20 protein-coding genes are annotated in these 21,961 nt (G+C 49.9%); 3 read left to right on the top strand and 17 right to left on the bottom strand.

All coding sequences use genetic code 11. The features are described from left to right. Positions 1-649: 649 nt before the first annotated feature. From AC3G3F_RS05425 to AC3G3F_RS05415, 3 genes are read right to left on the bottom strand one after another with little or no spacing between them, the layout of a single operon-like run. Entirely contained in the window at positions 650-1,225 is a 576-nt protein-coding gene (locus tag AC3G3F_RS05425; protein WP_023246452.1) for an RICIN domain-containing protein, read from the bottom strand. After that, on the bottom strand, positions 1,222-2,049 hold the full coding sequence (locus AC3G3F_RS05420; protein WP_024149535.1) for a cytolethal distending toxin subunit B family protein: 828 nt from the start codon (positions 2,047-2,049) through the stop codon (positions 1,222-1,224). The genes AC3G3F_RS05425 and AC3G3F_RS05420 overlap by 4 nt, the downstream gene beginning before the upstream one ends. Before the next feature lie 16 nt (positions 2,050-2,065). After that, positions 2,066-2,878, bottom strand: coding sequence for an RICIN domain-containing protein (locus AC3G3F_RS05415; protein WP_071891432.1), 813 nt, complete (start codon positions 2,876-2,878; stop codon positions 2,066-2,068). 398 nt (positions 2,879-3,276) lie between these two features. Between AC3G3F_RS05415 and mpaA the strand changes: the two genes are divergently transcribed. Continuing rightward, the gene (gene mpaA / locus AC3G3F_RS05410; RefSeq protein WP_023246455.1) at positions 3,277-4,005 is read left to right on the top strand and encodes a murein tripeptide amidase MpaA; all 729 of its coding nucleotides are present in this window, start codon (positions 3,277-3,279) and stop codon (positions 4,003-4,005) included. Here mpaA and ycjG read toward each other — a convergent pair. Continuing rightward, positions 3,980-4,945 carry an L-Ala-D/L-Glu epimerase gene (gene ycjG, locus AC3G3F_RS05405; RefSeq protein WP_023246456.1) on the bottom strand — a complete coding sequence of 322 codons (966 nt, stop codon included), beginning with the start codon at positions 4,943-4,945 and terminating at the stop codon, positions 3,980-3,982. The genes mpaA and ycjG overlap by 26 nt on opposite strands. 115 nt (positions 4,946-5,060) lie before the next feature. On the opposite strand from ycjG, the gene tpx reads away from it, so the two are divergent. Continuing rightward, positions 5,061-5,567: a thiol peroxidase gene (gene tpx, locus AC3G3F_RS05400; RefSeq protein ID WP_023246457.1), complete on the top strand. Its 507-nt coding sequence runs from the start codon at positions 5,061-5,063 to the stop codon at positions 5,565-5,567. A gap of 81 nt (positions 5,568-5,648) precedes the next feature. Here the strand turns inward: tpx and tyrR are convergent, their stop codons facing one another. The 3 genes from tyrR to AC3G3F_RS05385 form a co-directional block, all read right to left on the bottom strand. Continuing rightward, the gene (gene tyrR, locus AC3G3F_RS05395) at positions 5,649-7,190 is read right to left on the bottom strand and encodes a transcriptional regulator TyrR (RefSeq protein WP_053529025.1); all 1,542 of its coding nucleotides are present in this window, start codon (positions 7,188-7,190) and stop codon (positions 5,649-5,651) included. 147 nt (positions 7,191-7,337) lie between these two features. Beyond that, positions 7,338-8,399 carry a YcjF family protein gene (locus AC3G3F_RS05390; protein WP_053529024.1) on the bottom strand — a complete coding sequence of 354 codons (1,062 nt, stop codon included), beginning with the start codon at positions 8,397-8,399 and terminating at the stop codon, positions 7,338-7,340. After that, on the bottom strand, positions 8,396-9,793 hold the full coding sequence (locus AC3G3F_RS05385) for a YcjX family GTP-binding protein (protein WP_023246460.1): 1,398 nt from the start codon (positions 9,791-9,793) through the stop codon (positions 8,396-8,398). Before AC3G3F_RS05385 ends, AC3G3F_RS05390 begins: the two co-directional genes overlap by 4 nt. A gap of 151 nt (positions 9,794-9,944) precedes the next feature. Here AC3G3F_RS05385 and AC3G3F_RS05380 point away from each other — a divergent pair, with 151 nt between their 5' ends. Continuing rightward, positions 9,945-10,955 carry a LacI family DNA-binding transcriptional regulator gene (locus tag AC3G3F_RS05380; protein WP_070801276.1) on the top strand — a complete coding sequence of 337 codons (1,011 nt, stop codon included), beginning with the start codon at positions 9,945-9,947 and terminating at the stop codon, positions 10,953-10,955. A 30-nt stretch (positions 10,956-10,985) separates the two neighbouring features. Here AC3G3F_RS05380 and AC3G3F_RS05375 read toward each other — a convergent pair whose 3' ends face one another. The 10 genes from AC3G3F_RS05375 to AC3G3F_RS05330 all read right to left on the bottom strand — a co-directional run bounded on the left by AC3G3F_RS05375 (position 10,986) and on the right by AC3G3F_RS05330 (position 21,957). After that, positions 10,986-11,891 carry an OmpG family monomeric porin gene (locus AC3G3F_RS05375; RefSeq protein ID WP_023246462.1) on the bottom strand — a complete coding sequence of 302 codons (906 nt, stop codon included), beginning with the start codon at positions 11,889-11,891 and terminating at the stop codon, positions 10,986-10,988. Positions 11,892-11,966: 75 nt separating this feature from the next. Beyond that, positions 11,967-13,046: an ABC transporter ATP-binding protein gene (locus AC3G3F_RS05370; protein WP_053511157.1), complete on the bottom strand. Its 1,080-nt coding sequence runs from the start codon at positions 13,044-13,046 to the stop codon at positions 11,967-11,969. Positions 13,047-13,056: 10 nt separating this feature from the next. Continuing rightward, positions 13,057-13,716: a beta-phosphoglucomutase gene (pgmB, locus tag AC3G3F_RS05365; RefSeq protein ID WP_053511155.1), complete on the bottom strand. Its 660-nt coding sequence runs from the start codon at positions 13,714-13,716 to the stop codon at positions 13,057-13,059. Beyond that, a complete protein-coding gene (locus AC3G3F_RS05360; protein WP_139816515.1) occupies positions 13,713-15,983 on the bottom strand; it encodes a glycoside hydrolase family 65 protein in 2,271 nt (756 codons plus the stop codon). Before AC3G3F_RS05360 ends, pgmB begins: the two co-directional genes overlap by 4 nt. Then, positions 15,980-17,035: a D-glucoside 3-dehydrogenase gene (ycjS, locus tag AC3G3F_RS05355; protein ID WP_488394590.1), complete on the bottom strand. Its 1,056-nt coding sequence runs from the start codon at positions 17,033-17,035 to the stop codon at positions 15,980-15,982. Before ycjS ends, AC3G3F_RS05360 begins: the two co-directional genes overlap by 4 nt. 10 nt (positions 17,036-17,045) lie before the next feature. Then, complete coding sequence (ycjR, locus tag AC3G3F_RS05350) at positions 17,046-17,834, bottom strand: 3-dehydro-D-guloside 4-epimerase (RefSeq protein WP_053511153.1); 789 nt, start codon at positions 17,832-17,834, stop codon at positions 17,046-17,048. A gap of 18 nt (positions 17,835-17,852) precedes the next feature. Then, on the bottom strand, positions 17,853-18,905 hold the full coding sequence (gene ycjQ, locus AC3G3F_RS05345; RefSeq protein ID WP_063390487.1) for a D-guloside 3-dehydrogenase: 1,053 nt from the start codon (positions 18,903-18,905) through the stop codon (positions 17,853-17,855). Between the two features lie 28 nt (positions 18,906-18,933). Continuing rightward, a complete protein-coding gene (locus tag AC3G3F_RS05340; protein ID WP_053511150.1) occupies positions 18,934-19,776 on the bottom strand; it encodes a carbohydrate ABC transporter permease in 843 nt (280 codons plus the stop codon). Then, complete coding sequence (locus tag AC3G3F_RS05335; protein ID WP_053511148.1) at positions 19,763-20,644, bottom strand: carbohydrate ABC transporter permease; 882 nt, start codon at positions 20,642-20,644, stop codon at positions 19,763-19,765. The genes AC3G3F_RS05340 and AC3G3F_RS05335 overlap by 14 nt, the downstream gene beginning before the upstream one ends. A 20-nt stretch (positions 20,645-20,664) precedes the next feature. Then, positions 20,665-21,957: an ABC transporter substrate-binding protein gene (locus AC3G3F_RS05330; protein ID WP_023246472.1), complete on the bottom strand. Its 1,293-nt coding sequence runs from the start codon at positions 21,955-21,957 to the stop codon at positions 20,665-20,667. Positions 21,958-21,961 lie beyond the last annotated feature (4 nt).

Here is a 21,961-nt window from a genome sequence, read left to right as displayed (position 1 = left end):
CATTCCTGTTGGACAGAACCTCTCATGACCGCTATCTTTCACAACCGAATGACTGACGAATACTGAGTGCTCCCCCGTCACTGTTTTCTATTTAACTAGATGGTAAGAACGTCATAAACTCCACGTCTCGTCATCTCATGGAGTCCTGGCATAGCAGAGCGCGCAAGGCTGAAAAAACGAAATAGGGTCTTGATTAGCAGAAGTTTTCAAACTCTTCGTCTTTCTGGCTTTTGGTGAACCTTCTATCAGTGTCGAAGATACTCAAGCATATTTACATGTGACGACCAGACGCATTCATTCTTCCACACATCACTCTATCGCGGTGTGTAAGATTTTATAGTAGTTAGCTCGCTAATATGTGATCTAAGTCAACGTCTAAACCTTGCTGCATATGACATAAAGAAAATGGCTTTAAGTGTGAAAGCGAGAGTCCGCAGCAATATAATAATGACTCAGGCAATTAACGTTATGCTGGGACTTCGCAAGGAGTCCCTTTTTTTCTTGCTTACTTAAAGCTGTTCATCGTCTATATAATGTGGTGACATCTGTCATGGATGTAGCGGGAGTTTTATCGTCTGCAACTCCCCTTCTACTTGTTGAACAATTACTTTCGAAGGGGAATCACACAAGTAGTTTTCACTTATAAAAACTATATATTGATGGGAGCCATGGAGGATGCAGTGACTGGTGGATTGAGCATCCAAAGATTTTTTTCAGGGACTACTTGTTGTGGATTCTGGATATCAGCGACACAACGACCGAATAGAAAATGATCGGTATTATCCTGATCAATAATACACGTTTTCGAATGCACAGACTGAATTTGCACCGCACCTGTGGTAGATGGTATTAACACAAATAACGATTCTCGATTTTTTAAATCACATGTCCCTTTGGTTAAAGCGACACCGTTTATAGCATTAAGGCACTGTCTGGTAATTGGGTCATGAAATTGAATCCACCCCCCAGGGGTAGTTGCCAATACTTCTATTGGTGTTTCCTGTTGTATCAGTTCCCAGCCACTTTGTTCCCGCCCCTGTTGATCAAGAATATTAGTTATCATAAAGCCACTTTGTATATTACGAATACTAAACAACGATCCATTTTCAGCACCCGATATGTCTTCTCCAGGATTCAGAGAAACTAATCTCTCATTATTAACCGATGAGCCACAACCAGTCAGGATACTTGTAAAGAAAAATAGCATTATTATATTTTTTTTCATCTTGGTTCTCCAGGAGGTGGTAAGAAAATACCAACCGGGTAATGATCTGATGATATCTGAGTCGCTCTTTCCCCGAATAATAATCCGGCCCTCAGCACTGGCGGAATAAATGCAATCGCATTGCCTACAACAGCATAGTCCAGTATCCCTCCGCTGCGCTGCGTAGGATCTGAAGGTGCTAATACGACAGTATTATTTCTTACAGGAGTTTCGATCGCCATTCTGAGGTTATCTGGATTACGATTGAAATCGCCCGCAATCATCCAGTTTGTAGCCTGCATATCCGGCCTTGGGCTATTACGGAAAAACTCAAAAACACTATTTACAACCGCTGGAGCATCTACTCCCCTATTTGCCAGGGCGTGAATAGTGAAAAACGCATCTGAACCTATTCTTATTCCCATTATAGGACGCGATGCTGTCGAAGGAGGGGGAAGAACGATAACCTCATCTGCACGACGATGGCTTACGATAGCAAGATTAACGCGTCCAGCAAAAACATCAAGCTGTGAGAAATAGATAAAAACTTGTTGGGGACGACTGTTACTTCCTAAATTCCATGTAAGTTCACGAACCGGAATACCGGGTGAATTAATAATTCTTCCAGTATCAACCGCACTTGCTGGTGGACGTCCAGCCTCCTGAACCATTAAAATATCAACAGCTCCAGCCCCACTAATAAGTTGCCGTACATTCACATTCCATTTATTTTCGCTTCTTGTAGAAGACCCCTGTAAATTCCATGTGGCAACTTTATAATCAGTTAATGCAGCGTGCGCTGGAAAGGTAAGAAGACAGACGAAGAAAAGTAGTATATTTTTCAATTTTGCAACCTCATTTTTAATAAATTACAGGCTGAATTTGAGTGGCTGATATATTATTTGAATCTGAATCATTTATTGTTAAACCATCAACAAGTGGGGGTGGCGGAGGGGCTGGCCTAATTTCTGGCTTAGAAATAGCTGCAAGAGCAGACCGCAGAGGTTCACTAATAGACCACTGCAACTCAATATTTTTCTCCCCAGGTTTTGGACATTCTGCCTGTAATATTTCAAAAGCATATGGGGAGCTTGCTGTTCTGTCTAAAAATCTTGCCCGAATACAACGATTGAGATCTACTGACTTAATAAAGACATTGCCATTGAGTGTCGGAATTAAGTGAAAATCGAACACAGCAGAGCGTGGATCGCAAGTGGTGTGTATAAATCCACCGTCACCGCTTATTCCAACTCCCCATGTCATGCATGTTCCGGTTCCCTGATTGACGAAGCGCACTGTTCCCGGAGTCTTTCCCGGTATTATTTTCCAGTTACGTAATTCACCAAAACTGTTTGAATCCCAGGGCGTGTAACCCCATAACCATGAGTTTCTATGGCGTCCCCATACTGTCAGTACGGCCCCGCTCATACTCATGATAGATACACTAGGATTATCTTTTGGTACTGGAAGAGGTGCGTTAGAGGAAGTTGTTTGTTTATTGACGCCTCCCGGGCCAGGTATTGCCAATCCTGGCTCCTGCGGGTCAGGAGGGACAGGGCCATTACCGCCAGGTGCTGGAAAAATTTTATAAAACTCATTACCACTAACCAAAGGAGGAGAAGATGAACATCCCGTCAGAGTTGTAATAATGATTAGCCAACTACTTTTTTTCATTGCTTATCCTTATTATTAAATGGAGTTTTTTTAAACATTAATTATCTTATAGTTAATATTTAATTCGGCATTTAACATTTTATAAGTAGAATTAAACTTGTCAATTATAAAATAAGATTTAAATATGTTTATATCAGACCAGACATCTGAACAAATCTATCATTCATATATAATAACTATTGTTAATTTTTTATGTCACTGAAATCATATATAAAAATGCAATAACGTTAGTTCACTCAGCAAACCATAATAAATGATGTTTACTACGGCCAGTCTGTATCCGGCAGAAAGTTGATATAGCGCCCTATGAGATAGTAAATAGAAACCATTTGATAATCGGCGAGTTTTACACAACACTACGACGATTACCCCAATAGTTTCAGCTTCGGGAAACGCGTATGACTATCACCCGCCCCCGTGCCGAGCGCGGCGCATTTCCGCCAGGCACTGAACATTACGGACATTCAGGACTTGGCGCGCCGCTAATCTGGTTTCCGGCGCCCGCCGCCGATCGCGAAAGCGGCCTGATACTGGCTGGCACCCACGGGGATGAAACGTCCTCCGTGGTTACGCTTTCCTGTGCGTTACGAACCTTAAATCCATCGCTTCGCCGTCATCATGTCGTACTTGCCGTTAACCCTGATGGCTGCCAACTGGGGTTAAGAGCAAATGCGAATGGCATTGATTTAAACCGTAACTTTCCCGCCGCCAACTGGAAAGCGGGTGAAACAGTTTACCGCTGGAATAGCAGCACGGAAGAACGTGATGTCGTGCTGTTAACCGGCAACCATCCCGGCTCAGAACCGGAAACCCAGGCGCTTTGTCAGTTAATTCATCGACTTCAACCCGCCTGGGTCGTCTCTTTTCACGATCCGTTATCCTGCATTGAAGATCCTCGTCGCAGCGAGCTAGGCGAGTGGCTGGCTCATGCTTTTGCGTTACCGCTGGTGACCAGCGTAGGCTATGAAACGCCTGGTTCATTTGGCAGCTGGTGCGCCGACCTCAACCTACACTGTATTACCGCCGAGTTTCCTCCTATTTCCGCCGATGAAGCCAGCGAAAAATACCTGCCGGCCATGTCAAATCTGCTGCGCTGGCATCCTAAAGATAGAGTTGACCCGTCGTAAAGCGCAGCGCGGGCTCAACGTCGACCGCCAGCCATGTTGGGCCATCAAGATCGGCGAAACTCACCTGCGGCATAAGCGGCAGCGTGGCGCTAATCGCCCTTGATGTACAGAGCATACAGCCCAGCATCAGGCCGAATCCTTGTTCCCGCGCTTCTGTTGCCAGCGCCAGCGCCTCGGTCAGGCCGCCGGTTTTATCCAGCTTGATGTTGATCATATCGTAGCGCCCCGTCAGGGCTTTCAGACTACTGCGGGTATGGCAGCTTTCATCCGCACAGATGGGCAACGGATGAATAAAATTCTCCAGAGCGGCGTCATCCTGTGCGGGCAGCGGTTGTTCCAGCATCGCGACGTTCAGATCCGCCAGTAACTGACAACGCGCCGCCAGCCCCTCCGGACGCCACGATTCATTGGCGTCCACAATGAGCGTCGCCTCCGGCGCCGCCGCGCGGATCGCCACCATACGCTCGCTAATCAGACGCGCATCCAGTTTAATTTTCAGCAGCGTCGCCCCTTTTTCCCATAATGCCGCCGCACTGGCCGCCATCTGTTCCGGCGTGCCTATCACTACCGTTTGCGCGGTAGTAAAAACAGGGTCCAGCGTCACACCGAGCAACTCGGCAAGGCTTTGCTGCCGCTGGCGAGCCTGCAAATCCCATAAGGCGCTATCCACCGCGTTGCGTGCTGCGCCTGCCGGTAACAGTTTCTGCAATGCTTCGCGGGTTAGCCCATTTTCCAACTGAGGCACAATACTCATGATTTGCGCCATAACCGAGGCATCGCTTTCGCCATAGCGTGGATAAGGCGTACATTCCCCGACACCTTTTACGCCCTCGTCTTCGAGTTCGACAACAACAACGTGCGCTTCGCTTCGGCTACCACGCGCAATAACGAAAGGCGTATGTAACGGCCAGGTTTCCTCGTATACCTTAACAGCTCTCATCTCTTCCTCTCAGATAGCGCCGGACGCGGCTTGCCACAAATAGTATTTGCCGTGTTAACGAATAATGACTTAAACTGGTTTTCGACGTTAACTATAAGTAAACAGGAACATAATTATGTCACAGACTGTACATTTCCAGGGTAACCCGGTCACTGTTGCCAACGTTATTCCGCAGGCTGGTAGCAAAGCACAGGCTTTCACTCTTGTCGCAAAAGATCTGTCTGACGTCTCACTCAGCCAGTATGCGGGCAAACGCAAAGTGCTTAATATTTTTCCAAGCATCGATACTGGCGTATGCGCAGCATCAGTCCGTAAGTTTAACCAACTGGCCACAGAAGTGGAGAATACCGTCGTATTGTGCGTTTCTGCTGACCTGCCTTTTGCACAGTCGCGTTTTTGCGGCGCGGAAGGTCTGAGCAACGTAATTACGCTTTCCACTCTGCGTAATACCGAGTTTCTGAAAAATTACGGCGTCGAAATCACTGACGGTCCGCTGAAAGGGCTGGCGGCGCGCGCGGTTATCGTGATTGACGAAAACGACAGTGTTATTTTCAGCCAACTGGTAGATGAAATCACCCACGAGCCGGATTATGTCGCCGCGCTGAACGTCCTGAAGGCATAGCCCGATGGCACTACGCTTGTCAGTGCTACAGGCGGTGCTCTTTTGTCACAAGAAGGCCTCCATTCGGAGGCTTTCTTTTCTCTACTCTTCACCTTTCTTCTGGCTCAAACCATACTCACGCAGCTTATTGGCGATGGCTGTGTGCGATACCCCCAACCGTTTCGCCAGCTTACGCGTACTCGGATAGCTACGATAAAGCTGGGTCAGAACAGAACGTTCAAAACGACTGGTAATATCATCCAGCGAGCCTTCCATCGCATCCTCGCCGACGGCTACCGTCGCAGCGTCGTAATCAGGCAGCAGAATATCCTGCGGCCGTAGCTCATATCCTTCCAGTTGCGTCAGCGCCCGATAAATCGCGTTTTTAAGCTGGCGTACGTTGCCCGGCCAGCCGTAACGAGTGAGTACCGTACTCAGATCGGCAGACAGTTTCGGTCGCGGAACGCCCTGTTCGTCGGCAAAACGCGCCACGAACAGTTCCGTCAACGGCATAATATCCTGCGGACAATCGCGCAACGGCGGCAAATTAAGCGTCAGAACGTTAAGTCGATAATAGAGATCTTCGCGAAACAGTCCTTTTTGCACCAGCTCCACCAGATTTTTCTGCGTGGCGCAGATAACGCGGACATCAACATGAATTTCGTGATCTTCGCCGACGCGACGGAACGTACCATCGTTGAGAAAACGTAGCAGCTTCGCCTGCATACGCGGCGACATTTCGCCAATTTCATCCAACAGCACCGAACCGCCATTCGCCTGTTCAAAGAAGCCTTTTTTACCTTCCGGCGCATGACCGAATAGTTCGCTTTCTACGGCATCTTCCGGGATCGAAGCGCAGTTCAGCGCCAGATACGGTTTTGCTGAACGAGGGCTTGCCTGATGACAGGCATGGGCGAAAAGATCTTTGCCGGTTCCCGTATCGCCGGTAATCAGCAGCGGCGCGCTGAGCATCGCCAGTTTGCGCGCCTGCTCAACGACGTGTTTCATCTTTGCGCTCACAGCAATAATCTGACTAAACGCGCTCAGATCCTGCACGGACAAATTCTGTAGCTGCCGCCCCATACGAATCGTGGATCGCAGCATCACTACCGCCCCGGTCAACACGTATTCGTCATTTTCGTTTTGTAAATGTACCGGCGTAATCTCCATCAAGAAGTTTTGCCCGTTGATCACCACATGTTCGTTATGGGAACTTTGCGGGTTACCTTCCAGCCAACGCTGAAAATTGAAGCCGTTGATTAATTGCGCGGCGGTATGATGTCGCATTCGCTCCTGACTCTGAGCAAAGAGCTGACAACTCGCCGGGTTCGCCATCTCCACTTTACTTTTCATATCCAATGAGAGCACCGGCTCTGGCAACGCCTCAAGCAACGCGCTCAGGGCCAGATGTTCACGTTCGGACGGCATCCAGGGAACGGTACGGACATCCGTTACGCCGGAAATACGGCGGATTTCAGCCATCAGGCGGCTAAAGTCGGTGAATTCCAGCTCAGCAAAATTAAGATAAATTCGCCCAATGGGATCAATCTCGATTCCGCGTAAATCAATGCTACGTAACACCAGTAAATCGAGTAATTCGCGGGTCAGACCAAGTCGGTCTTCACAAAAGACTTCCAGACGCATGGGAACCTTCACCTGAATAATGAACCATTGAATAGATGATAAGCCACTATTCGGCTGGCAGGAAGGATTCTGTCAACAAATATTGACAGCATGACGGAGAAATGGGCGCTGCGGCGTAAAGCCAGGCAGTCCGCGCCCTGTGAAGGACTATTTTTCAGGCGACGGCTTACTCTTCTGTAGCGTCTCTTTTAGCTGACCGATAAGCTGACGGCGAAAATCGCCGAGGCGTGGTTTATCGTTGTCGATCCACGGCAATGGCCGACATAACTCCATCGCTTTTATTCCCAACCGAGCCGTAAGCAGCCCTGCGCCAATCCCCTGCGCCGCGCGCGTGGAAAGGCGTGCCGCCAGATCCTGAGACATCCAGTCCATACCGACTTCACGCACCAGCTCACTGGCTCCCGCAAACGCGATATTCAGCAACACCAGGCGGAACAGACGAAGACGGCTGTAATAACCAAGTTCAATGCCATACAGCGTTGCGATGCGGTTAATCAGACGTAAGTTACGCCAGGCAATAAACGCCATATCCACCAGCGCTAACGGGCTGACGGCGATCATCAGAGTCGACTCTGCAGCAAAACGGCTAATCTCACGCCGCGCCTGCGCGTCTAGCACCGGCTGCACCAGATGCGCATACAGACCGACGATTTCCCTGTCGTTTTGCGTTTCGTGAATAGCGGCATACCAACGTTGTAATGCCGGGTGTGATTGATCAATCCCCGCCTGCTGCGCCAGTTTTTCGCAAAACGCGCGACCTTTCCCGACGCTATGGCTATGTAACAGTTCACGCGCCTCATCCCGCTCATGCGCCCGTTGGCGCAATCGCCATAATCGTCGCCACTCTGTGACTACCGATCCGACGCCAGCGCCAATGATCAGCGCGCCTGCGGCACAGCCGCCTAAAGCGACCCAATCCTGGGTTTGCCAGGCATTCATTGTCCACTGTACGCCTTGCCCTACCACGCTCGCGCCAAACAGCGCCAGCCCTCCCATCACCATTTTACGCCACAGGCTACGTTTGGGGCGCAGCGCGGCATCGACCGCCGCTTCTGCCGCGTCTTCATTTTCCGGGCGCTCATCGATAGCCGCAGGCGCAAATGTGCGCGACTCCGCTTCGCTGAAAGTTTGCTGCGCTTTGAAGGCCGACGTAGGTGCCTCCTTCAGCGGTTCTGCAAAATCAATACGCGGTTTTAACGGTTCGCTCATCGCAGCTTATCTCCTATTAAAAACTCCAGCGCAGCGTCCAGACGAATGTGCGGTAATGGTTTATCAACATCCATCACCTGCGGGCGAAATGCTTCGAACTGAAAACCCTGACTATCCCAAAATGCTTGACCCGGCAAGCGGGAAGGTACTTCGCCGGGGTACACCGTTAACGGCGTGCCGTCACTCAAACGGTTTCCACGTAAAGCCGGGATTTTTTCACCGTTGACCTCAATTACGCCGCTGGTGGTTGCCTGCACTGAAGCCAGCCCCAGGCAATCCATACTAATGCCTTCAAACGCGGCATTTTGCCAGGCGTCCTGAATGAGCTGCTGGAGTAAAGCTACCATATTGGCATGTTGATCAAGGGTAACATGGTCGGCTTTCGTCGCGGCAAACAGCAATTTATCAATTACCGGTGAGAATAATCGGCGAAACAGCGTCCGCTGGCCATAGTGAAAACTTTGCATCAACTGCGTCAAGGCGAGACGCATATCATTAAACGCCTGCGGACCGCTATTGAGCGGTTGCAGACAGTCCACCAGCACAATCTGGCGATCAAAGCGTAGAAAATGATTTTTGTAGAATCCTTTGACCACTTTTTCACAATAGTAGTTAAATCGTTCGCGCAGCATTCCGGCGTTGGTTTGTTTATCCGCCTGCGCCAGTTTTGACTCGCCGAAAGCGTCCACATCCGGCCACGGGAAAAACTGCAACGCCGGCGCGCCCGCCATATCGCCCGGCAAAACAAATCGTCCAGGTTGAATAAAATGCAATCCCTGCGATTTACACTGATGCAAATAGTCCGTCCAGGCGACGGCAATCTCCGCCAGCCGGTTTTCATCGGCGGGCGCCAGCGGATCGAGTCCTTCGCAAAGCAGCCGCCATTTCGCGGCCCACTCAGCCCGTTGCCCTTGCAACAAACCGTTCATCTGACGGGACCAGCTTAAATAATCCTGAGCCAGCATGGGCAGATCGAGTAACCATTCACCAGGATAATCCACGATCTCCAGATACAATGTTGAGGTATCTTTAAAATGGCGCAGCAGAGAGTCGTTTGAGCGATAGCGCAACGCCAGCCGAATCTCACTGACGCCGCGCGTCGGTGTGGGCCAGGCGGGAGGATTGCCATAAAGCTGGAGTACCCCCTCGTCGTAGGTAAAACGGGGAATACCAAAATCACGTTGAGGCACGCGCTTTACGCCAAGCAGACGTTCTTCGCGTACCGCGCTGAACAATGGCAAGCGAGCCCCCGCGTGAACATTAAGCAACTGGTTAACCATCGCCGTGATAAACGCCGTTTTACCGCTGCGGCTCAACCCGGTTACGGCAAGACGCAAATGCCTGTCTACCCCACGGTTGACCAGCGCGTTGAGTTCAGTTTTAAGTCGCTTCATTGCCATCCTGTTGAGCCTGAAGAGAAGAAAATTATAATGTATGCTTATAGAAATGGGGGCAGGTTGTTGATTATCAACCGCCTGTGTTGTCATCCGCGAGTGAACTCCATAAGATGTTCACTATTCGCTCTTGGATGGAGTTTTCAGGAATATGTCCCCCACTATTTATGATATCGCGCGTGTTGCGGGAGTTTCAAAGTCGACGGTGTCGCGCGTTCTCAATAAGCAGACGAATATCTCACCGGAAGCGCGCGAAAAAGTCCTGCGCGCCATTGATGAATTACAATATCAGCCAAATAAGCTTGCCCGGGCACTGACAACGTCCGGTTTTGACGCCATTATGGTTATTTCCACCCGTTCAGCAAAAACCACGGCGGGGAACCCTTTTTTCTCAGAAGTGTTACATGCGATTACCGCCAAAGCAGAAGAGGAAGGGTTTGACGTGATATTACAAACTTCACGTAGTACTGAGGATGATCTGCAAAAGTGTGAAAGTAAAATCAAACAAAAATTGATTAAAGGCATCATTATGCTTAGCTCGCCCGTAGACGAAACCTTTTTTGCACAACTGGATAAGTATGATGTCCCGGTTGTTGTTATTGGTAAGGTTGAGGGTCAATATAATCATGTTTATTCGGTTGATACGGATAATTTTCGCGACAGCATTGCGTTAACGAACGCCTTAATTAATAACGGTCATCACCGTATTGCCTGCCTCCATGCGCCGCTCGATTTCCACGTTTCTATCGATCGGGTTAATGGTTATAAAACCAGTATTACCGCACATAACCTCGTTCTGCATGAAAAATGGATTATTGACGGTGGTTATACGCATGAAAGCGCGCTGTTAGCCGCCAGAGAATTATTAAGTCAACAACCGTTGCCGGATGCCGTATTTGCTACCGACAGTCTGAAACTCATGAGCTTATATCGCGTGGCCGCCGAAAAAAATATCGCTATTCCTCAGCAACTGGCCATTGTTGGTTACAGTAATGAGATGCTTTCCTTCATGTTGACGCCACCGCCGGGCGGGATTGACGTGCCAACGCAGGCATTAGGTGAAGAAAGCTGCCGCTTACTATTTGATCTGATTGCCGGAAAAAAAACAGTCACAAATATTACCGTCAAGACACGCATTTCGTTAACAGGATCGTTGGCTTAAAGACTGGGGCATCAATCTGCCCCAGTTCAATTAAAAGGCGTAGTTAATACCTATCCCGGCATAGTGGAATTTATCGCTCTCACCTTCGTCATGGTCCTCACATTCAAAGGCATATTCCAGCGTCATTGACAGGCCGTTCTGGAAGTCATATGCATATAATAATCCCAGTCGGTTGAAGTCATGGCCTTCACGCTCAGGATCATCCTGCCAGTCCCAGTTAGTCCAGCGATCAAGCCCAATACGAGTATAGGGCGTCAATGTCGTATTGCCTAAGGAGATCGGCAAGTAAGCGCGGATTTCCTGAGTAGAGAATTCGCCGTTATTACGCGACTTATCTATATTAAAACCACGCTCAAGATAATAGTTAGTTACCATCGAGAACATATCATTGATCTTGTACGTAAAACCTGTTTCGCTCTCTACACGGCTGTCGGAATAACCCGTTATCGATAACTCATTGACAAACTGATACATAGCGAGCCAACCACCAAAACGTAAGTCGTCGCTGAGTTTAATATCCCAGTCTGGTTGTACTTTCCAGCGCTGCATATTCGCGGTATCTTTCCCGGGCTCATCTACATAGTGATAGCCATAATTACGAAAACCACCGGTCAAGCCAAAATTAACGTCGTCGCTTTCCAGTAATTGATAGCGAATTTCCAGCTCCGGACGATCAAACCAGGTACCACGTTTACCTGCACTATAATCGACCGGACCTTCCTGGTAATACGCCAGCGAAATTTTCCATGGTCCATTTGCTGCATTAAAATAGATGGAAGGTTCGCCCAGTCCATCCATATCTTCCGCCTGACCTTCGACGTTTTCTATTTCGTACATGGCACCAATATTAAAATGCCAGTCATTTTTTTCGGCAGCTTGTGCGCAAGCCATTCCTGCGCACATAACTAGCGCAGTAGAGGACAGTAAGGTTTTCATTTTTATCCCTTGTTAAAATATAAATAAAATGACACTAAAGTTGGAGAAGCGAACTCCCCCAGAGATGTTTTATCGTTAAATGGCGACTTCAGTTTCTGCATCAAAGAAATGGCATTTCGCCATATCAAAATGGATGGTGATATTATCTCCTGCATAATAGTCATTCATTGCTCCGGCACGGACCACCAACTCGTGCCCCCCAACTATGGTGTACAACATAAATTCCGCTCCGGTAAGTTCCGCAACGCTAATTTTCGCAGTGGCGTTATTATCGCTACTGGTTTGCGGATGAATATCTTCCGGACGAATTCCCATCACCACGGCTTTATGTTCATATTCCTTCGCTTTTAATATCTGTAATTGTTCTTCAGCAATGGTTAATTTAAGCGTTTCGGTAACAAACTTATTACCGTCAATCGCGCCACGAATAAAATTCATCGCTGGGGAACCAATAAATCCGGCCACAAACATATTCGCCGGATGGTTATAGACGACTTTTGGAGCGCCAACTTGCTGAACAATACCGTCTTTCATAATGACAATACGCGTCGCCATCGTCATGGCTTCGGTTTGATCATGCGTGACATAAATCATGGTAGTATTTAGTTTTTGGTGCAGCTTGCTAATTTCCGCACGCATCTGAACGCGCAATTTAGCATCCAGGTTAGAGAGCGGTTCGTCCATCAGAAATACGCCTGCTTCCCGGACTATCGCCCGGCCCAGCGCCACCCGCTGGCGCTGACCGCCGGATAAGGCGCCAGGTTTACGTTTCAGATAATCCCGCAGCCCCAGAATCTGCGCCGCCCAATTGACGCGTTCAGCAATAATCGATGGCGCGATCTTCTGCATTTTCAACCCAAAAGCCATGTTGTCGTAGACGTTCATATGCGGATATAGCGCATAGTTCTGAAAAACCATCGCAATATTGCGCGCCTTCGCCGGGACGTCATTCATCCGCTGGCCGTCAATCAGTAAATCACCTGCGCTAATTTCCTCCAGACCGGCAATCATCCGCAGCGTGGTGGATTTACCGCAGCCGGACGGACCGACAAAGACAATGAATTCTTTATCAGCAATTTCCAGGTTAAAATCTTTAACCACTTGAACCTGGTTATCATATATTTTTTGAATATGTTGCAGTGAAAGTTGTGCCATGTTGATTCCTTTATGCATTCAGCCAGAAAGCCGATAAACACGACCACGTCAGATATTCCGTCGAAGGGAGAAGCAATCCCGCTCCCGTGAGTGATTCGCCAATACCTACGGATCGCATTCCACACGCGTTAATCGCCGTTATCCCCGCTTGTGCGTCTTCAATACCGATACATTTTTCCGGTACGACGCCTAACCCTTTACAGGCGGTAATAAAAATCTCCGGATCTGGTTTTGAACGTGTAATTTGCGACGCATCGGCGCAAAAATCAAAAAGGTCTTCAATATCAAGCGCCTGTAAAATAGCGGGCGCATTAAGCGATATCGAGGCGAGCGCTGTCGGGATCTGCAACCCGGCCAGAGTATTGAGTAATTCCCGAATCCCTGGCAAAACGGAATGGGGCGTCAACTGGCGTAACGAATTGACATAAATTGCGTTTTTACGCGATGCCCAGTGCAGGCATTCACTCTCACTCAATGTCCCCTCTCTTCCGCCATGCCGTAAAATACGCCGCAATGACGCCATCCGGCTAATGCCCTTTAAACTGTCATTGAAGACTTCATCAATAGCTATGCCCATTTCATCGGCAATCTGTTTCCACGCCATAAAATGAAGATGCGCGGTATCAGTAATGACACCGTCTAAATCAAAAATGATGGCCTGAGGTTTCATTCACCCTCCCTGGTAGCGGTCCCAATTACAGGTAAAATAACGTTGCGTCGGGAGAAACATTGCTCTCCGTCAATCGTCGTCGGCTGGCCGCAGATCCACATCTCGACAGCGCGCGTGCTGCTAACCTGAATGCTTTCCGCGCTTATCGTGATAAAGAGTTCAACGCCTTGCCACTGTAGCGGAAAGGATAATTCGGACCACACTTCAGGCAACGTCGGCTCCAGATGCAATTCTCCCTGGCGGACGCTAAGGCCGGCAAACCCTTGTATCGCCCCCAACCAAATGGCCCCCGTTGCGGCGGCATGAATGCCATCGTCACAGCTATGCGGGTCATCGCCGAGATCGATACGCGCCCCATCACGCCAGAATTGATACGCCATTACGGGGTCGCCACAGCGGGCCGCCACGATGCCATGAATCGCTTTACTTAAAGAGGAGTCATGGATAGTACGCGGCTCATAAAAACGAAGATTTGCCAGACATGTCTGCGACGTAAACAGCGTCGGCAGCATATAAGCCAGCATCACCACATCCGCCTGTTTAAGAATTTGCATCTCATTGACTTCTGCGCGGGAGTAATCCAGCAAAATGGTTTGTTTACCCGCCTTCGCTTTATATTGCGCTAAATCGATAACCGGCTTACTGAGGAACGTATCATCCTGTGGCAATACGCCATCTGGTTGAATCTCTGGTAGCCAGAGACGTTGTAAAAAATGTTCGGCGCGGTAAATAAAAGCCTCGTCCGCGCACTTCTGTGAACGGGCGAACTCCAGTGACTGTTCCACATTGTAGCGCGCCATATAATTGGTAAAGGCATTGTTATTGACGTGCTCGGTATATTCATCGGGGCCAATAACGTTATGAATTTCCAGACGACCATTCACCTCTATCGCGCGACTCATCCAGAATTTAGCCGTTTCCATTAACAGCGCCATTCCCTCACGGGACATAAAGTTGATATCGCGGGTGGCGTGCCAGTAATGAATGACCGCCCAGGCGATATCGGCGACGAGGTGATGTTCCGCCAACGCAGAGGCGACTTTTTGCCGTAACCCGGTACGGATATTGATTGCCGCGAATTCCGGCGTTTCTTCCTCTCCGCTGCGCGCGCTTTCCCACGGGAACAAAGCGCCCTGCCAGCCATTGCGCCTCGCCTTCTCGCGTGCGCCAGGCAAATTATGCCAGCGGTAGCGCAGCAGCCGCCTGGCGGTTTCTGGTGAGGTAAGCAGATGGAATGGCAGCAGGAACACCTCGGTATCCCAGAAAACGTGACCTTTATAACCTTCTCCGGTGAGTCCCTTCGCAGCAATACTGCTCCGCTCATCGTGCTCCGGCGTCATGATGCGTAAATGATAAAGCGCGAAATCAAGCATCTGTTGATCGTCACATGCTGTACTGACAACCTTCACACGGTGACATCGCCACCATGAATGCCAGTTCGCCGTTGTCTCTGCCAACAACGCGTCATAGCCCTGCCCGACACAGTTTTCCAGCAGCCGTAGAGACTGACGCCCCCAGCTTTCGAGCGAATTTCGCCTTTCGGAGCTCCAGTTAACCCACGTCAGTTTTTCCAGCACAAGCCGCTCGCCGGCTTTTACCTGCGCGTTGTTATGCTGCATCAGACGGCGATCTTTTGCCGTGAAACAACGCTGCACGTCACCTTTTACGCAGCAGTATGAGGAAATGGCAATATCGTTGCGTCCATCCTGAGTGGTGTAGATCCCCTGCAGATAATGCTGGCCAAAAACCCTGATCTGCGCCTCGTCCAGATGTTGACGACCATGATTAGTCATCGTGGCGTCAATACCGGTGGAAAGGGCGATACTGGCATCAGCGTCCAATGGCGTAATAGTCATCTCCATCGCCAATAACGATAACTTCTCAGCGGAAACGAAACGTCGGCTGTCAATCGCAAAGCGCATCCCATTCGGCGCCCGCCAAATCAAGGATCGACGCAACTCACCGCTGGCAAAGTCGATTTCCCGACGCCAGCGCTCGATCGTTCCGCTCAAAAGCGAAAAAATTTCGCCATTCAATGTGATGTCGACGCCAATCACATCGGGGATATTGACCAGTTCATTTATCTCGCCGCTCCCAGCCCGATGATAGAGACCCGCCAGAAACATACCGCGAGTTTGTACCGTATACGCTTCTTCATGGCAGGCGCGAACACCTATATACCCATTGCCTGAAGCCATGAGCGTGGCATATTTATTCAGACGATGCGGGCAAAACCCCGGATCGGTTAATATTGCAGGCTTTATCATAATTCCACGCACGTTCCTGTTTCAGCGGCGTGATACAACGCTGCCACCAGTTGTTGAATGACGAATCCCTGTTCCGCATCCGCAATCATGACGAGCCTGCCCTGCACATGATTAACGAAGGCTTCCATGCTGCGAAGATGGCGATTGTCGTCCGCAGTATCTCGCCTGAACAGGACATTTAATTCGCCATTCAGGTCGTTATATATCTGTGCCGGAAAGAGCGTTGCCCCGGCTATATCGCCGCAAAAGTTCACATTCATCACGGATTGCTCCGGAATATTCAAAGCAAAGGCGGTTTCGAGACGTAAGATGCCCCCGTTGTGGAATTCAATCGTGCCGAACAGTGAATCCTCAACGGTATAAGTCGCGGGGTCCCACTCGCCAAATTGGCCGCAGTGCTTACGCGTACCAATTTTCTGATAACTGTGCGCGCAAACGCGTTTTACTGCCGGAAACCCCAGTACATACATCGCCGCATCCAGCATATGAATACCGATGTCGATCAACGGCCCGCCGCCCTGCAATGCCTTGTTAGTAAATACGCCCCACCCTGGAACGCCGCAGCGACGCAATGCCCGGACGTTGGTAACATAAATCTCGCCGAGCGTGCCGGACATTACCTGCTCACGCAGCAGTTGGGTATCCAACGCAAAGCGATGGTGAAAATCATATGCCAAAACTTTCTGCACCCGCCGCGCCGTATTGCACATCTCCAGCGCTTCTTCCGGCGTCATCGCCGGCGGCTTTTCACACATCACATGACAACCCGCCTTTAACGCCATCATGGTGTGTTCATAATGAAAACGATTTGGCGAACAAATGCTGACGATATCCGGTTGAACATCGTGCAACATTTTTTCCGGATCGTCCCAGACTGAACCGCTACCGTATTTATCTGCCAGCGCTTGCGCCTGAGACAGGCGGCTGTCACAGACAGCCACCAGTTCCAGATCGTCGCGGGTGTAGTAGTACGAAGCATGAACTTTGTCCGCTACCTGGCCTGCGCCGATAATGGCGACCCGCAGCGGAGAGCTTGTCATTGCACTTTTCACGGAGATCCTCTTAGCACGCGCGCAGCCAGGCCAATGACTTACGGTACGCTTCCGGCAGATTTTCCGCCCTGACGCGCCCTTCATACACGACATAACCCTGATAATTGTCCTGACGCAGTTGTTCAAACAGCGCGCTAAAATTCAACGTGCCGGTGCCCGGCTGATAACGATGGTTATCCGCAATATGAACATGCCCTAACAGATCGCGATTATCATGCAACGCTTTCGCCATATCATCTTCTTCGATGTTCATGTGGTAGAAATCGCCAATGATCTGCACATGCTGCAGGTCGTTTTCGACGATATAGCGGCGCGCGTCGGCCAGGGTGTTAATCATATGATCCTGATAACGGTTGAGCGGTTCCAGATACACGTTAGTGCCAGTACGTTCAGCAACTTTATCGAGGTAACGCAGCGAATCGCTTACCGCTTTACGGTCGCCCTCCAGACTGCGTGGCGAGGTCATTGGCGGCAGGCGGAAGGTAAACATTCCCCATGCGGCTGGAACGATAATGCCCTGACCGCCCACATCCGCCAGCGCTTCCAGAATGCGCTCAATCTGCTTCAGGCCGTTCAGGCGGCGCTCTTCAATGAAATCGCCAATCCAGCCATCGTAGCCGCCACAGGCCGTTGTCACCGGCAGCCCTGTTTCTTTAATGGCCGCTTTGACTTCGTCGAGATTATTGACCAGCAATTTGCCGTCTATCTCAAAACCATCAAATCCCATCTGTTTGATATAACGAAATTTCTCCAGGATATTTTCCGGAAAGAAAGCCTGATTTTGTGTGCCAATTTTCATCTTCGACATTCCCTTGAGTTAAAACGTTACGCCCATCTTGATGCTCTTTTCCGGATGCCTGTCGACATACTCCATATAGCTTTCCGGGCTGGAGGCAAATGTCACGACCGGGTCAATGATTTCTTCGCAGTCGAGATAACCGTTCATCAGCAGTTCCCAGCAGGTCTCTTCAATACGCTTACGATTCCAGCGCGGATGGTCCGGATTCGGCTCGCTACAGGCGCGAGCGAAAACAATTTTGGCGTTGTTAAAATGTGCTTCGCGTCCCAGATTGAACCCCGCCGCAAACGGTTTAGCGAAAGCCACGTAAGAAATAGTCCCACCGTAGGCCAAGCCACGCAGTGCTGACTGCAACGCATCCGCATATCCGCTGGTTTCGATGATCACGTCTGCGCCCTGCTTAGCGGTCAGTTTTTTGATCTCCATGCCGACATCGGTTCCGCCAGGGTTGAGGCAGAAATCAGCGCCATGACGGCGTGCGATATCACAGCGATGCGCAATAGGATCCACACCAATCACCACCGAGGCGCCGGCTTTTTTCGCCAGTTGTACCGCGATTTGTCCAATAGCGCCTAAACCGACAATGACGACAAAATCGCCCACGCGTACGTTGGCATCCCTAACTCCGCTCATGGCGAACTGGGCCGGGTCATAGCAGACCGCGTTTTTCCACGAGCCGCCTTCCGGCATCTTGCGCAGTTTGTAGTTATTCACCGCGTTAATAATGACCGTCTCAGACAACGGGCCATAACCACATACCCGATCGCCAACGGCGTACTCGGTTACATCGCTCCCGCATTCAATAATGTCGCCTACCACCATGTTACCGAGCTGGAACTTACCGAATTCGATGCCGCGCGGCGCGCCTTCCGGTCTCGGCATAAACATCTGCCACTCAGGGTTGAAGTCTTCATCAATAAACGGGCTGGCGGCGCGGAAATCGACCACCTCGGTTCCATGCTTCGGCGCTCCGTACAGTACGCGAATTTTTACTTCATTCGCTAAAATGGTACGATCTTCATACTCCACCAACGCCGCCACGCGCGGTTGTGTGGCGATTAACTTTTTCATCTATAACTCCTTGTTTAAAATGGCCGCTTCAGCCCTTCACGCCGCCAGCGGTCAAACCACTCTTAATAAAACGTTCGGAAAGCGCGTACATCACCACCACTGGTAATGCTGTCACCAACGACGCCGCCATCATGCGGCCCCAGATATAGTCAGGCGTACTGAACAGCGTGTTCAGACCCACCGGCAACGTGAAGTTGCTGGCGCTGGAGAGAAAAATTGACGCAAAAAGATAGTCGTTCCAGGCCACCATGAAGCAATAGACAAAGACCGATACCAACCCTGACATTGCCAGCGGCACGGTGATGCGAAAGATAATTTGCAGGCGATTCAGCCCATCCATCATCGCCGCTTCTTCGATCTCATCCGGGATGGTGTCGAAGTAGCTTTTCAACATGAACACCGCTGTGGGTAAGGTCTGAGTGACCATGGTGATAATGAGCGCCATTTCGGTATCGTAGATGCCAAGCGCGGTGATAATTTTGAACAGCGGCACCACCAGCAAAATGCCGGAAAACATATACACGGTATAAAAGCTGGCGTTGATGGTCATCCGCCCTTTAAAGCGTAAGCGGGACAATGCATACGCCCCGAGCGTACCTAAAAATACCGCGACAACCGACGACACGACCGAGACCACCATACTGTTGCGGAAGTAGTCGACGAACGGAAAAATCAGCGGGTTAAAAATGTCGACATAGTGTTCCAGCGTCCAGTGCTGCGGGAAAAGCGTCGGATGTAATGAAATGGCTTCTTTTGCGTTCTTAAACGACGTCATCAGCATCACAAAAAAAGGAAAAAGCGTGATGATAAGAAAAACGATCAATCCGCAATAAAAACCGATCTGCCCAGCTTTACGTTTATTTGTTGCCATTGAGATTCACCCGTTTTCTGGTCAGCAAGATGACAGCAAAAATGATGATGAAGAGTACGACGGAGATCGCAGCCGCTTTTCCTAAGTCATTAAATGCAAATGCTGTTTTGTAAAGATATACGCCGAGAATATCGACCTTCGTGGTCAGCAGATAAACATCGGCGAACATATAGAACATCCAGATGGTACGCAGGGTTACAACGGTCGCTAATACCGGCATGATGGCGGGCAGCGTGACGATGCAAAAGCGTTGCCAGGCATTCGCGCCATCCATTTCCGCGGCTTCATAGAGCGATTTATCAATGGTCTGCAAAATCGCCAGAAATGAAATAAAGGCATACGGGAAATAACGCCAGATCGCGAACAACACCACTAATACGAAGCTGCTGCCTGGATTGTCAAACCACAGCGGCGCGCGCTCGTAGAGGTGCAGCAGATCTACGCCAAGATAGTTCACGATGCCGTAGCCGTTGTTGAACATGTATTTCCAGGCAAAAACCAACGAGATTGACGGCGTTACGTAGGAAAGAATCACCAGTGAGCGCGCCGTTTTACGCAGACGGAACTCTCGGTTGAAGAACATCGCCACGCCCAGCCCCAGCGCCGTACTGCCTGCCACCACCAGCGCGGTGTACCAGACTGTCATCCATAACGAATGCCAGAAGCCAGGATCGGAAAGGATGCTGATATAGTTGCTTAACCCGACAAAAGTAGACGCAATCTGCGGATTTAGCGGCAAACGCAAGAAACTGATTTCGATATTCGATATCATCGGCCATGCGACTAACCCGCCCAGCAGCAACAAACTGGGCGCCAGTAGTAACATCGCGAATGGCATATCGGAACGAGCGGAAAAAAACCTATTCATAACAGCTTTCTACGTCCGTGTTAGCGTTGTTCAACAAGGGCATCCAGTTTTTGCTGGCTTTCCTTGATAGTCGAAGACAAACTGGCCTTACCCACCGTCACGTTATGCACCATTGAGCTCACCACGCCCGAACCGGTGACATCGCCCATACGAGTAAAGTTCTTATCTCCTACTGCGCCGAATACCTGGATATTAGGTAGCTCGGCAATCAACTGGTAAGGCAGGTCGCCCAGCGCTTTGATCACCGCGTTCTCCTTCCAGGTTGCCGTATTTACTACGGCTTTATTCACTGGTAATGCCGCCCCCGGCGACATCATCACCCAATCGGCGATGTTGTCCGCCTGCTCCATAAAGGCGACAAATTTTTCTGCTGCCTCCGTCTCCTCTTTTTTCTGCCCCGTGGTAATCGTCAGCGATGTCAACATGCCGTACACCGCGGACGTTTTTTCAGTGGGAACAACAAAGCCCACATTCTGCGGATCGCCCTCTTTAATGACCGCCGGGAGAATATAAGTGGAGTAAATCGCCATCGGCGCCGTACCATTCATAAAAGCATCTTTAACTTCCATAATGTCGTTCGAGCCCGGCATAGTGTTGTCCGCCAGGGAACGGTAATACTCCAGCGCCTGGGACATTTCCGGCGTATCGAGAGTAATCTTTCCTTCGGCGTTAAAGACGTTGGCCTGGTTGGATAAGGCGAACTGCGAGAAGGACTGTTCTGTCAATACACTTTCCGCCGTCGGCAACGCAATACCGTATTTCTTATGCGCGGGATCGTTTAATTTCTGCGCAACATTCAATAACTGCTGCCAGTTTTTCGGCTCTCCCAGCCCGGCTTTCGCCAGCACATCTTTGCGATACCAGATACCGCCAATCCAGGCGCTGACCGGAACACCGGTCCATGCGGCACCATCTTCAGTGCGCACAATGCGCAGCACGCCGTCATAGAAAGTATTTTTCCCCAGATGCTGAATAACACTTGCCACGGCGTTACGATCGATCAGTTGCTCTTTATCCATCACTTTGGCGTAATCGTGACTGGTCTCAATAACCTCCGGCAGCGAGCCGCTTCGCGCCAGCGTGATGACTTTGGTGTTATAGGCATCTTCTTCAACAGGAACTTGTTTTACAGTAATATCCGGGTTTTCCTTTTCGAAGCGGGCAATAAGTTCACTAATAACGGCCTGACGCTCTTGCTCCACCGAAGAGTGCATAAACTCAATAGAGACATTCGATTTTTTCTCGTCATTGCATCCTGAAATCAGGGCGCAGGAAACCAGTGCTGATAACAGCACAATTTTAGTTTTGAGCATAAAA

This window comes from Salmonella sp. FC25216 (assembly GCF_057751355.1).
The sequence above is the reverse complement of the archived record's forward strand: the minus strand, read 5'-3'. Positions and strand labels throughout refer to the sequence as shown.